General features: G+C 44.0%; 15 protein-coding genes. 8 read left to right on the forward strand and 7 right to left on the reverse strand.

Annotated elements, in window-relative coordinates; translation table 11 throughout:
• The first annotated feature begins 116 nt into the window (after positions 1-116).
• Positions 117-569 (forward strand): GNAT family N-acetyltransferase, encoded by a 453-nt coding sequence (locus tag OCV96_RS18890; RefSeq protein ID WP_227733589.1) that lies wholly within the window; start codon positions 117-119, stop codon positions 567-569.
• A gap of 231 nt (positions 570-800) precedes the next feature.
• Here the strand turns inward: OCV96_RS18890 and OCV96_RS18895 are convergent, their stop codons facing one another.
• From OCV96_RS18895 to OCV96_RS18915, 5 genes are all read right to left on the reverse strand, one after another.
• Positions 801-2312 (reverse strand): recombinase family protein, encoded by a 1512-nt coding sequence (locus OCV96_RS18895; protein ID WP_262595177.1) that lies wholly within the window; start codon positions 2310-2312, stop codon positions 801-803.
• Between the two features lie 94 nt (positions 2313-2406).
• Positions 2407-2598 (reverse strand): hypothetical protein, encoded by a 192-nt coding sequence (locus OCV96_RS18900; protein WP_002566025.1) that lies wholly within the window; start codon positions 2596-2598, stop codon positions 2407-2409.
• A gap of 70 nt (positions 2599-2668) precedes the next feature.
• On the reverse strand, positions 2669-3610 hold the full coding sequence (mobV, locus tag OCV96_RS18905; RefSeq protein ID WP_262595178.1) for a MobV family relaxase: 942 nt from the start codon (positions 3608-3610) through the stop codon (positions 2669-2671).
• Between the two features lie 185 nt (positions 3611-3795).
• Positions 3796-4191, reverse strand: a complete 396-nt coding sequence (locus tag OCV96_RS18910) for a replication initiator protein A (protein WP_015521724.1) — start codon at positions 4189-4191, stop codon at positions 3796-3798.
• A gap of 111 nt (positions 4192-4302) precedes the next feature.
• Entirely contained in the window at positions 4303-4716 is a 414-nt protein-coding gene (locus OCV96_RS18915) for a cysteine-rich VLP domain-containing protein (protein ID WP_262595179.1), read from the reverse strand.
• A gap of 452 nt (positions 4717-5168) precedes the next feature.
• On the opposite strand from OCV96_RS18915, the gene OCV96_RS18920 reads away from it, so the two are divergent.
• From OCV96_RS18920 to OCV96_RS19765, 7 genes are all read left to right on the forward strand, one after another.
• Entirely contained in the window at positions 5169-5498 is a 330-nt protein-coding gene (locus tag OCV96_RS18920; RefSeq protein WP_055194841.1) for a hypothetical protein, read from the forward strand.
• A gap of 37 nt (positions 5499-5535) precedes the next feature.
• Complete coding sequence (locus OCV96_RS18925; protein WP_262595180.1) at positions 5536-6336, forward strand: helix-turn-helix domain-containing protein; 801 nt, start codon at positions 5536-5538, stop codon at positions 6334-6336.
• A gap of 35 nt (positions 6337-6371) precedes the next feature.
• Positions 6372-6962, forward strand: coding sequence for an SMI1/KNR4 family protein (locus OCV96_RS18930; protein WP_262595181.1), 591 nt, complete (start codon positions 6372-6374; stop codon positions 6960-6962).
• 89 nt (positions 6963-7051) lie between these two features.
• Positions 7052-7666 carry a hypothetical protein gene (locus tag OCV96_RS18935; protein ID WP_262595182.1) on the forward strand — a complete coding sequence of 205 codons (615 nt, stop codon included), beginning with the start codon at positions 7052-7054 and terminating at the stop codon, positions 7664-7666.
• Between the two features lie 850 nt (positions 7667-8516).
• Positions 8517-9026 carry a hypothetical protein gene (locus OCV96_RS18940; RefSeq protein WP_227733595.1) on the forward strand — a complete coding sequence of 170 codons (510 nt, stop codon included), beginning with the start codon at positions 8517-8519 and terminating at the stop codon, positions 9024-9026.
• Positions 9027-9122: 96 nt separating this feature from the next.
• Positions 9123-9308 carry a hypothetical protein gene (locus OCV96_RS18945; RefSeq protein WP_227733596.1) on the forward strand — a complete coding sequence of 62 codons (186 nt, stop codon included), beginning with the start codon at positions 9123-9125 and terminating at the stop codon, positions 9306-9308.
• Between the two features lie 63 nt (positions 9309-9371).
• On the forward strand, positions 9372-9584 hold the full coding sequence (locus OCV96_RS19765) for a PF20097 family protein (RefSeq protein ID WP_227733597.1): 213 nt from the start codon (positions 9372-9374) through the stop codon (positions 9582-9584).
• Positions 9585-9766: 182 nt separating this feature from the next.
• On the opposite strand, the gene dtd is transcribed toward OCV96_RS19765, so the two are convergent.
• Together dtd and OCV96_RS18955 are read right to left on the reverse strand one after the other, a co-directional pair.
• On the reverse strand, positions 9767-10216 hold the full coding sequence (dtd, locus tag OCV96_RS18950; protein WP_118540059.1) for a D-aminoacyl-tRNA deacylase: 450 nt from the start codon (positions 10214-10216) through the stop codon (positions 9767-9769).
• Positions 10217-10220: 4 nt separating this feature from the next.
• Positions 10221-11561 (reverse strand): AI-2E family transporter, encoded by a 1341-nt coding sequence (locus OCV96_RS18955; protein ID WP_022313297.1) that lies wholly within the window; start codon positions 11559-11561, stop codon positions 10221-10223.
• Between the last annotated feature and the right edge of the window lie 216 nt (positions 11562-11777).

Consider the following 11777-nt stretch of genomic DNA (forward strand, 5'->3'; position numbering starts at 1 on the left):
TTCAAGAAGTAATCAACTGCCTTTTTTAGAAAAAGTAGAAAAACTGCGCCACAGCCTTGGCAGGCCATCGCGCAGCGATTTTGTTCACTTCCAGTTTGTATAAGGGGATCGTGAAAATGGATATTAGATATAAACGACTTACAGAAAAAGAACTGAATACGTTTATTCACATGAGGATAAATCAGCTTAGAGAAGAAGGGGCTAAAGAAGAGATAGATTTGGTTCCTGCATTGAACGAATATTATACTCGACATATGGCGGACGGAACATTTGTATCTTGGCTTGCCCTTGATGAGGGAAATATTATTGGAACAAGTGGAATGTCATTTGTGGAGAAGCCTCCCTATTTTGGATGCCCAAGTGGAAAGATAGGATTGTTGTCCAGTATGTATACTGATCTTGAATATAGAAGAAGAGGTATTGCAAAGGAGCTGCTATCCCGTGTTATAGATGACGCCAGGGAATATGGCTGTGGAACAATACAGATTACAGCGTCTGATATGGGAGTTAAATTATATACGGATTTTGGATTTGTACATAATGGCAACTTCATGCAATATAAACTTTAACGGCTACAGTATTTATGATTAAAAAGGGCAGAAAACAGAGAGGTTGGGATTAACACCATAGAAGTAGGATAATATGATGGAAAACAGAAATCGAAAAGGAATACTTATAATTGTTTCAGTTGTAATAGTTCTATTGCTTATAATAATCAGCGGCGGATATTTATTTTTGCATAAAGTACAGTTTACAAGGGACTACACAGGGTAGGTATCTGACGGGAGGGGTTCCACCCGTCAGATTTTCCATGTGATATTCAAGCTGTCGCTTGTGGCGGCTATGGTGGTAATCATCAAATCCACCACCCGCCGCTTGTCGTCAAAGGATACATTCTCCCAAGTGTCAAGGTAGCCGGAAATCTGGCTGACCTGTTCCGGGCTAATGGCTTCCACCGTCAGCTCCGCTATCCTCGCCAGAAGTTCCTGCTTGTGTCCGTCCAGTTCCGCTATCTTCACATTCACATAGGAGAGCAGGACATTGTTTGCACCCGTCAGACTGTCCACCAGCTTTTCAATCTCGCTGTCCACATGGGCAAGCTCCACTTGCAGGGCGGCAATTTTCGGGTTTGCCTTTGCCGCTTTCTTTCTGCCTGTCAGCGTCTTGTAGCTTGCCAGTTTCTTTACCATCTGCTGATAAACAACAGCTTCCAGTTCCGAAGTAATGATTTTCCCACACCCCGGACAACTCTTGTTATCCAGCCGTTTCGTACAGCGAAGGTATTGCTTGCCGGAGGGATTGAAGATACTCATAAGGGCATACCCGCAGTTCCCGCACTTGATTTTTCCCGCCAGCCATGTGTGGGTGGCTTTTCGGGCAGACTGGATTTTCATGTTGTTCATCAGCTTCTTGCGGCAGGTCAGCCAGATGTCGGAGGGGACAATGCCCTCATGGGGAGCCAGTACCAGCATTTGGTCTTTCAAGTCGTTCTTTTTGCTGGGCTTCACATCCCGCCCTTGATACAGATAGCAGCCGTTCATGCCAGTAAAATCGGCAGCGTCATTGACAATGACCGTCCCTTGACTTTTGAAAAATTCGTACACATCAAGGTCTGCCTGCACATAGACAGGATTGCGTAACATCTGCGCCAGCGTGGGGCGTATCAGCTCTTTGCCATGGAACAAAATGCCCTGTTCGGCAAAGTACCGGGTAATGTCCCCGTATGAGGTAGTGGGCTGGGCGTACATCTCAAACATCAGCCGGATATTTGCCGCTTCGTCTGGATTTACCACCAGCTTTTTTGTGTTGATACCGTCCATCTTAATCGGCTCTGTATGAAAGCCGTAAGGGGCTTTCCCACCCATCTTGAAGCCTCGCTGGCTGCGGGAATAGTAAGCGTCCGTTACCCGCTTCTGTATGGTTTCCCTCTCAAGCTGGGCGAACACGATACAGATATTCAGCATCGCCCGCCCCATCGGGGTGGAGGTATCAAACTTTTCCGTAGAGGACACAAACTCCACATTGTACTGTTGGAACAGCTCCATCATGTTGGCAAAGTCCAGAATAGAACGGCTGATACGGTCGAGTTTGTAAACCACGACCTTTGCAATCAAGCCCCGCTTGATGTCCCGTACCAGTTCTTGAAACTTCGGACGGTCTGTGTTTTTGCCGCTGTACCCTTTGTCTGTGTATTCCTTGCAGTTACCGCCTTTCAATTCATATTTGCAAAATTCAATCTGGCTTTCAATGGAAATGCTGTCCTTTTTGTCTACCGATTGTCTTGCATAGATTGCGTCTATTCGATTGTTCATATTGTCGCTCCTTTTCTTAAAAAAGAAACGGAGCTGCTGACAGTTTTATTATACCGCCAGCAGCCCCGCAAATCAACGATGGCTTCGGAAAACCTTATGCCCCGGCTTCCTCACTCTGCCGTTTGTCGGCATATTTGCGGAACACCTCATAAAGCTGCTGTTCCAGCTCCCGGCGTTTTGCCGCTTCCTGCTCCGGCGTGAATACCGGGGAGAGATTTTCCAGCGTGATTTCCTTTCCCTGAAAAGTCACGACTTCGGTTTCTTTCTTGTATCTGATATGCTCCATAGTACCTCCGTATTTAATTTTCAAAGTGCAGTGCCGCCATGCTGCGGCGTGAAATGTTTTCTGTCATCAATCACCTTTCCTTTGTGTGCCGCTGCTGTCGTTTCAGTTCTGCCAGCACCTCCGGCGGGATACGGTCTACCAGCCGCTGAATGTCTTTCAGCTCGCTTTCCAGCTTTGCCCGTTCCATCGTATCTTTCATCTTGCCTTTTTCACTGGCTTTTGCTCTGGCTTCTAACTGTTCATTTTCTGCTAAAAGGTCGTTTATTGTGACCTTGTATTTTTTGAGCTGACCGGAGAAATTCTCCATCTGCGGAAACCACTTTTTCAGCAGGGAGAGGGCTTCCTCTTTCTTCTTTCCGGCGTTGAACGGGGTAATACCGTCCAGCGTGGCTTCAATGGCTCTTGCCTGTTTGGAGAGATTGACCGCCTGCTTGAACAGACGGGTGGGGATATGCTTCCTGCCCGTTTTGCTGGCGCTTTCCCCACGCTCCAAGTCGGGATATTTCTCCACCATATAAGCGTGAAAGTCGTCCTGCCATTTTGTGAGGTTGGCTCTGTTCCCGATAATCTCCTTTGCACACAGGCGGTTGTCCTCTGTCAGCGGGACAAAGACCAAATGCAGGTGGGGTGTTTTCTCGTCCATGTGTACTACCGCCGATACGATATTTTCTTTCCCTACCCGCCCGATTAAGAAATCAGCCGCCCTCTGGAAAAATTCCTGTATCTCCTTTGGGGACTTCTTCTTGAAAAACTCCGGGCTGGCGGTAATCAGCGTATCCACAAACCGGGTGCTGTCCTTACGGGTACGGCAGCCAGCCTGTTCAATGCGGTTTTGAATGAAGTGGTAATATCGTCCCTCTGGCTTGACGATGTAGAAATTGTACTTGCTCCGGCTGGTGTCAATGTCGGGATTGCTGGCGTACTGTTCCTTTTGCCGTTCGTGATGGGCTTCCAGCGGTCTTGCCGGATTGCCCTTGTGTTTTTCAAATCGCAAAATTGCGTGTTGTGCCATGAAACTCCTTTCCCCATTCCGTTCCTTTCCGGGACTTTTCCACAGGAAAATCCCACAGAAAATATCTCAGATAGGAAGGGAATGGATAAGATATAAATAAAATCGTTTTTATCTCTGTATTTCTATATACCGTCTGGTTTTCGTACTTCAAGAGGATTGATTATCGTACTCATCGAGTGCGGTTTTCAGCCCTCCGGCGTACCAGAATGGGATTTCTTGAAGTCGGTGTTTGGAACCGCTTCGTAGGATTTTGGGTAAATGCGGTTGGGTTTTCCACAGCCCTGCTTCTGGATTTCCACCAGTCCGGCATATTGCAGTTCCCGCAGGGTGTTGACCGCCTTCTGCCGCCCGCAGTGGAGCAGCTCCACTACCTCGTTGATGGGATAATAAAGGTAAATCCGCCCATATTCATCTGCCCAGCCGTTTTTCCGGGACAGGTCTGTCCGGCGTAGGATAAAGGCATACAGTACCTTTGCTTCGTTGGACAGGGGTGTGAATGTGGGGGCTTCAAAAAGGAAATTCGGAAGCCGGGTAAAGCTGACCGCCTTTTCCGGCTGATGGATATAAATGGTGTTTGTCATATCGTGTTTTGTGGACGGTTAGAAGACTGTTTCCGGGGGCAGACGGTAGTTTCTATTGCCGGCCCCTGTTCTGTGCTTGCAAAGCCTTGTAAATCAAGGACTTTTCAGCCCCTAACTGTCCACACAAGACCTCCTTTTCCGTTCACTTTCTGTTTTCTGCCGCCTGTGAACTCTGGTGGCACAGCCGGGACAGTATTTCGCCCGGTTGGACTTTGGGACGAACACTCTGCCGCAGACCGCACAGCGTTTTAGCTCCTTATCCCGGAAAATCTCTGCTTCCAGCGTTCCGAATTGCGGTAAGACCGACCAGCGGAACCACTTGCAGCAGACCGAGAAAGAAATGGTCTGGGGACAGGTGTGGGTGTCCCCATCGTCCAGGAGCATACAGTTCCCGTCCTCATAACAGCAGCACTCCCGGCGGATCAGGGCGTTTGCCTGTTTCCTCTGTGCCGGTGTCATGCGGTAAAGGGAACCGTCCGGCTTGCGCTCTATGGGCGGCAGTTGTTTATATGGGTTCTCTCTCATGTGTTCCCTCCATTTTTCCTTTGCCGTTCTCCCCGAAAAGGCTTCCTGCCTCGTCGTCGCAAGCTGCGTATCGTTCGTTTCACCGCAAGCGGCAAAACTCACTCGCTCCGCTGCTCCTCCTCTCCCCACAAAGCCATGCGACTTTGCGGGGACCCCGACAATGGCGGCGTGTTCCGGCGTTGGCACGCTCCCCGGACTTCGGGACATTTTGTCCCGAAGTGGCTCGTTGCGGCGCTTCCCCAGCCAGGGTATTCCTTTTCGGACGGTCATTCTGTTTTCAATGTGCTGTTCATCGATGAACTATCTCAAGTCTACACTTTTTTGACCGCCTGTGCCGTATATCCGAAAGGTGGGAAATCGGTCTAAAAAACAGGCTATTTCCACGCTCTCGGAATTGTGGTAAAATAATTAAATACAGGGGGACAAACCGAAAGTGGGAGGAGAAACGCTACATGAAAACATATCAGGTAAGTTTGAACGGCAGACAATACAGTATGCTTGAAAAAATGTTATGTTCATTTAGGGCTAGCCAATTAGCAAAGAACCAATGTATAAACGGATATGAATTGTTTTCAGATATGATTGATGACATATCTTCGCCTGTAACAGATGGATGGAGTACATATGAAATTGTACTGAAAGAGTCTGTTGATAAATTGACTTTATTAAGGTCTATAACAAAAGTGGTATTCCCAGAAGATGAAGATTATTTTGTAAGGCAAATTGGGAAAAATTTTCAATGTGAAAAAGACTTTGGATTTCAGATTTCTTTGAACTTTTGAAATTCCTATTTATCGAGCAGACAAGGGGAGGGAGCGCATGGAACTGTCCATACAGGAACGCCTAAAAGACCTGCGTGTGGAGCGTGGGCTGACGCTGGAGCAGCTTGAAGAACAGGTAAATCTCTCCAAGTCTGCGCTGGGCAGTTATGAAGCAAAGGACTTCAAGGACATCAGCCACTATGCCATTATCAAGCTGGCGAAGTTTTACGGCGTGACCGCCGATTATCTGCTGGGGCTGTCCCAAACAAGAAATCACCCAAACGCCGATCTTGCAGACCTGCGTTTGAGTGATGATATGATTGAACTATTGAAAAGTGGGCTGGTGGATAATTCTCTCTTGTGTGAGTTGGCGACACACCCGGATTTCCCCCAGCTCATGGCTGACCTTGAAATCTATGTGAACGGTATTGCTGGCAAACAGGTGCAGAGTGCAAATGCCATAGTGGACGCTGTGAGTGCAACGATTATGAAGCAGCACAATCCCGGCTTGTCCGACCCGCAGTTAAGACAGCTTATCGCCGCCCATATTGATGATGACAGTTTTTGCCGCTATGTGATACAGCAGGACATAAACAAGATAGCTCTTGACCTGCGGGAAGCACATAAGGACGATTTTTTCAGCGTCCCGGAGGACAACCCGCTGGAAGATTTTTTACAGACCGCAGATGAAGTCGCCAGCGAGGGCAGCGACCCGGAGCAAGCGGCTTTGGCGTTTATCTGTAAGCGGCTCAAATTGAATTTGAAGAAGTTGTCCGAAGAAGAAAAGAAGTGGCTGAAAAAGATTGCACAGAAGTCGGACTTGCTGAAAAATCCAAATCCCCAGCGGGGGAGAAAGTAAGATAGCGACAAATCGGAAGTTGTGAGGTGTTCAAAATGGATAGCATAGTGGAACTTGTCAAGAGAAATGAGCAGCTTCTCCTTGAAAATGCTGAAGCACTAAATGATGAGGAAGTAGAACAGGAAGATATTGACGAGTATCTTAAAATTCAAGGTGCTACAAAAGAAGAATTAAGCGCCTTTGAAAATCAATTTCAAATAAGATTGCCAGAGGATTTTAAAACCGTATATTCATACAAAAACGGCAGCGGCTATATGAGCTTAATTTGGCCGCAGGAGGGATTTTATCGCGGGTATCGCCTACTGTCACTAAAAGAAATAATCAAGTTAAAATCTCTTTTTCAAAATAAAAACTGTAAAATGACAGAGTTTCCAAATGTAATTGGTGAAAAACAACTGCAACAATTAGACGAACGCATAAAGCCATATCTGTTTTGTGAGCGTTGGTTTCCCTTTGCTGAGTATGCCGATTCTCTTTATCTGATGTTGGACTATAACCCAAGCGAGAAAGGTGAAATCGGTCAAATTATTTGTTATGTGCATGACCCGGATTTTATCTATTATGTCGCTCCGAACATTACCGAAGCACTGAAAATGACGGAAACAGTTATTGAGAATTTAATATAATTTTTCTTTATATGATGTAAGCGATAGCTTCCCATTTATCAGGGAGTTAAGAGAAACAGAAAACCGGAATTGATGGGAGAAAGTTAAAGATGGAAATAGATTATAATTACTTAAACAGTCTTCTTACTGAAGTAAACGAACTTCGTAAACAGATCAAATTTTGTGAAATTGATATTACAGACTGTAGTATTTCTTATATGCCAAAGAAAAAAACATCCTTTGTCGGATTCAAAGAAGGGTACAGCGATATTCTTGACCGAAATGAAAAAGGTATGAAAGAATCAGACAAGCTTCGTTCTACATCAAAAAACTATCTCCGGTTTTTCAAAGACAAGGCGGGAAAGCTTGTTCAAGTTGATAACTATTGCAATGGACGCATCGATTGCCTGTTTCAAGTACGCTGGTTTGGAAATGTTCGGTATTTATTTCCCTTTTCAGCAGATGGAACACATTACCCTACTTATACATATGTGACAATATATGACGCAGACCATGTTGTTGAAGAATATATGATAAATAGCGGTCAGATTATATATGAAGCATATTCGTATAAATCTGATCAGGATATAGATTATATTCGTATTGATTATGTACCGGGTGGAAATTATCCTGTCAGGGGGATAAGAAAAGGTGTGTTTTCCCTAAAACCATTAGCTTATAAAGAACAATATTATGATGACTGGTTAAATCATCGTGATAACTGATCATTCCAGCAATCATTCTCAACTTCCCATTTATCGGGGAGATAGCAAAGACAGTCGAGCCAGTCAACGGTCAAGATGAACGGCGCACAAATGCGCCGCCGTTGACAGTCCCGCCCACCTTTGCCAATAGGCAATCAAGGCGGGAAAGCCCTAAAATGGCTTCCCGCCCATTTCAATTTTAAGAGAAAAATCCCTCTGCTTTTTCGTGAGTGTGTCCACAAGTTCGGGACATTTTGTCCCGAAGTCCGGCATAGGACGAGGGACGGGGGCTTTCATATACGCCCTGTCTGCTGATGAAACCACCCCTGCGCTTGCGGCTCCACGCCACACAATCACAGCCTTGTTTTCTTGCTGCTTCAAATGCTCTTGCCATCCCGGTTGGCAACCGCATTTTCGCAGCAACGCCGACAGAGCGTATAACACACTACACTTTGCAAGCAAAGTCGTGTGCCAAAGGGTGCCCCTTTGGAAACCCCGGACAACAAAACAGGCTGAATATCTCGCACTTTCCCGGTGCTTGATACTCAGCCTTTATTTGTTGTCAGCAGCCCCCGTTTCGTGGTCTGCGTGTAGTTCCTTGTAAACTGACCTAATAAAAGTTATAAAAATCAGGCAATAGAATGCGGAGATGCAATATATTTAAATGAAATAAAATATTCTCCGGTAGCGTCATCTGATTTGAAGGAATATACTATTTCAAATGTTCTGATTTGTAAAACTGATACGGGGATGAAATTATATAAAATAAATGAATATCCTGATTATGAATATATTGCTAGATATCATGCATGGGACGGCGAAATCTATAAAAAAGATGAAACAGATTGATAAAGAGATATCAAGGTGAATTATGGGATTATTTGATAAATTAAAAAGAGGAAAAAGCAATTTGACGATGGATGCGATCATATGCGAAGAGTATGAGCAGCAGTATTTTGATGAATGTAAATATATTTGGAAAAATTATGTTCCGCAAGCTGGACAAGCAGATAATCTGCAGGGAGAATTATTAAGAGAAATAGAAAAGATCCGATGTGAAGCCCAGGACAATGGAAATATTAACTGGGATGATGACTATTCCTATTTTTGTGATTTTATCAGTGGAAAATTAACCGAACAACCTGTTTTTTCAGAAACTGAGAAACAAGAAATTAATTTAATAATGACTTACATAAAAGAATGTGGAACATACGCCAAAAAATTCTACAGTGGGAAAATATCAGAGAACAGTGTGGATATGGAAAAGCTTGCATATGTGAATGATAATTTGTACGATAGAATCTGCGATAAAATAGGACGCCTACATAAGGAAAATGGGGAGCCGATGCCATACGAGAAAAATGACAATATTGTGAGATGATTTCAAGATTAGAGAACAGATGATTTATAAATCTCTGTACAGAAATCAGGAATTAATGATTTGAAAAAATTCAAGTTTGACGAGGAGGTGCTTTACATGAATAAGAGTATATCAAGGATTATCGGTGTGATAATGCTGATTGTAGCTTTTGTATTTATAATGTTTGCATTGAACCATCCAGAAAAGAGTTTTCCTTGGAACAATACAATTACGTGGTTACTGTATGGTGTATTTTTTCTTGTGACAGTAGTGCTGCTTATTGCTCCTAAAATGAAGAAGTGAGAAATTCCCGTTTATTGGGAAGTCACAGAGAAAGAAATCGATATTTATAGGAGGTAAAGTAGAATGAAATGTCCGTATTGTGGTGAAGAAATGATAAGAGGATACCTAATGAGCTCACGAGACATTACTTTTGCAGTTGATAATCTGACAAAAGTTTTTCGCATTAAAAAATCGGACGATCTGGAATTGAGTAAAGGTTCAGGCGGAATCCCTCATTGTGAAGCTTATCGTTGCAGTAATTGCAAAAAGATTTTGATTGATTACGCGAATAGATAACTTCAACATTTTTCAACCGGAATGTGTACCGCCCATGCAGAGCCCAACACATTCCGGTCTGTTAAGGAACAAATCAGCCCTTACTACGATAGCAGGCGCCGAACCAACTATGCGCAAAACACAAGTTTAACGAATAGTTGTGTTTAGAAATAATCCTATAATACGCCTTTCGAAAGCTATTTTTAACAGATTTCCTCGGAATCCAGCAATATGGTAAAAGGCCCGTCATTTAACAGAGATACTTTCATATCGGCGCCAAAGATTCCTTTTTCCACGGTGGCGATGCTTTCACGGCATCTGTCGATAATGTATTCGTATAGTTCATTGGCTATATCCGGATTACCGGCTTTGATAAAGGATGGACGATTGCCTTTTTTGCAATCCGCATACAGAGTAAATTGTGACACCAGTAACAATTCGCCCTCCACCGCATGCAGATCCAGATTGGTCTTGCCCTGAGCGTCTTCAAAGATCCGCAGCCCCAGAAGCTTCTTGATCATTTTGTCGGCAATCTCTCTGGTATCTGTTTCGGCCACGCCGATCAGTACCAGAAAACCTTTGCCGATGCTGCCTGTTACCTCTCCATCTACTTTTACCTCTGCATGCTGTACCCGTTGTATTACAAATCGCATTTGTCTACTTCTCTCCTACGTTTTTCTCTTCTTGATCTTTTTTATCCTGGCTGAAATCAGTTTGATCTTTAAGCTCATGATCCTTTTGCAGTCTGGAATTCAGTGTATGGAATCCCTCTTCATCAATATTTTTCAGATAAGAATATTGTTCTGTCTCTACCGGCAGATCCTTTTTCCGAAGGAACGTATTAACTACTGCCTTGATAGCCGCATAGATCACTGCAAAGATAGGCACCCCGACGATCATGCCGAGAATACCGAATAATCCACCGAATACCGTGATGGCGAAAATCACCCAGAAACCGGTAAGCCCGGTGGAATTGCCCAGAATTTTGGGTCCCAGGAAATTTCCGTCAAACTGCTGTAACACCAGAATGAACAGGACGAAATAAACACAGTTTAAAGGGTGCATCGGATCCACCACAAGGATCAGGATGGCACTGGGAATAGCTCCCAGATAAGGACCAAAGAAGGGAATAATATTGGTCACACCCACAATCACGCTGACCAGTGCCGCATACGGTGTCTGCAATAACGTGGTTCCGATAAAGCACAGGCATCCGATGATAAAGGAATCTACAATCTTGCCGCCGATAAATCCGATGAAAGTGCTATGGGTAAAGCGAAAACTCTTGATCAGGCGGTTGGCTGTTTTCTGTTCAAAGAAAGCATAGGCCATTTTTTTCGCTTGTCCGGCAAATTTTTCCTTACTTGCCAGTACATAAATGGAAATAACGAATCCGATGATAAAATCCCAAAGACTCTTCAGAATATTGATTACGCTCAAAGATACTGTCATGATCACCTGACTGGTCTTGGTCAGTACTGTGTTATTTAACCAATTCTCCAGTTCTACGGAATACTTATCAATCAGAAAAGTGATCTGACTGCCCAGCTCCGGATTGTCATCCATAAGCTTGCTGATCCATTTTGTAAAATTGCTGATGTAGGTGTCAAAATTGGAAGCAATATTTACAATACTGGGAACAATCTGGGAAAGCATCATGGCAACCAGACTATAAATCAGGGTGACGAACAAAAATGCCGTGATCAGTATGCCAATACCACGGACAATGGAATTGCGCTTCCTGCTCTCCTTCACCTTCATTTTCCGGCACAAAGGAAATAGCAGTTTGGTTTCTATAAAATTAAGTACCGGGGTCAGCAGATATGCCGTCACCAGTCCGAATACCACCGGCATCAGAATCCCGATGATCGTATGAAAGCCTGTCTTGATACTGCTTCCGTGGAATAACAGATAATAGAAACAAATACTGGCGGCAATGGTTAAGAATGCCGTTACCCCCCAACGAAAATACTTATTATTTTTTAAATCGTACTTCATTCACTCACACCTTTCTGTGTAACTCACTATGTTTAATATACTATGGTTTTGTCCTCACCACAAGAAGAAATCTGTCGTTTTGGTTGAAAAAGAATCTCCGCAAGTATAAAATAAATAAGAAGAAACGAATGGAGAAAAGAGTGAAAAATAAAGTAGATTTTTGGGCGCACTTATATAAGGGTTCATAAAACCCTGTTTTTACAAGTATAGAAAGCA

Source organism: Waltera acetigignens (assembly GCF_025567015.1).
GTDB lineage: Bacteria > Bacillota > Clostridia > Lachnospirales > Lachnospiraceae > Acetatifactor > Acetatifactor acetigignens.

What these genes read in the sequence shown, in the direction of transcription:
- OCV96_RS18890 (WP_227733589.1), top strand. Translation starts at nt 117, where the DNA reads ATGGATATTAGATATAAACGACTTACAGAAAAAGAACTGAATACGTTT.
- OCV96_RS18895 (WP_262595177.1), bottom strand. Translation starts at nt 2,312, where the DNA reads ATGAACAATCGAATAGACGCAATCTATGCAAGACAATCGGTAGACAAA.
- OCV96_RS18900 (WP_002566025.1), bottom strand. Translation starts at nt 2,598, where the DNA reads ATGGAGCATATCAGATACAAGAAAGAAACCGAAGTCGTGACTTTTCAG.
- mobV (WP_262595178.1), bottom strand. Translation starts at nt 3,610, where the DNA reads ATGGCACAACACGCAATTTTGCGATTTGAAAAACACAAGGGCAATCCG.
- OCV96_RS18910 (WP_015521724.1), bottom strand. Translation starts at nt 4,191, where the DNA reads ATGACAAACACCATTTATATCCATCAGCCGGAAAAGGCGGTCAGCTTT.
- OCV96_RS18915 (WP_262595179.1), bottom strand. Translation starts at nt 4,716, where the DNA reads ATGAGAGAGAACCCATATAAACAACTGCCGCCCATAGAGCGCAAGCCG.
- OCV96_RS18920 (WP_055194841.1), top strand. Translation starts at nt 5,169, where the DNA reads ATGAAAACATATCAGGTAAGTTTGAACGGCAGACAATACAGTATGCTT.
- OCV96_RS18925 (WP_262595180.1), top strand. Translation starts at nt 5,536, where the DNA reads ATGGAACTGTCCATACAGGAACGCCTAAAAGACCTGCGTGTGGAGCGT.
- OCV96_RS18930 (WP_262595181.1), top strand. Translation starts at nt 6,372, where the DNA reads ATGGATAGCATAGTGGAACTTGTCAAGAGAAATGAGCAGCTTCTCCTT.
- OCV96_RS18935 (WP_262595182.1), top strand. Translation starts at nt 7,052, where the DNA reads ATGGAAATAGATTATAATTACTTAAACAGTCTTCTTACTGAAGTAAAC.
- OCV96_RS18940 (WP_227733595.1), top strand. Translation starts at nt 8,517, where the DNA reads ATGGGATTATTTGATAAATTAAAAAGAGGAAAAAGCAATTTGACGATG.
- OCV96_RS18945 (WP_227733596.1), top strand. Translation starts at nt 9,123, where the DNA reads ATGAATAAGAGTATATCAAGGATTATCGGTGTGATAATGCTGATTGTA.
- OCV96_RS19765 (WP_227733597.1), top strand. Translation starts at nt 9,372, where the DNA reads ATGAAATGTCCGTATTGTGGTGAAGAAATGATAAGAGGATACCTAATG.
- dtd (WP_118540059.1), bottom strand. Translation starts at nt 10,216, where the DNA reads ATGCGATTTGTAATACAACGGGTACAGCATGCAGAGGTAAAAGTAGAT.
- OCV96_RS18955 (WP_022313297.1), bottom strand. Translation starts at nt 11,561, where the DNA reads ATGAAGTACGATTTAAAAAATAATAAGTATTTTCGTTGGGGGGTAACG.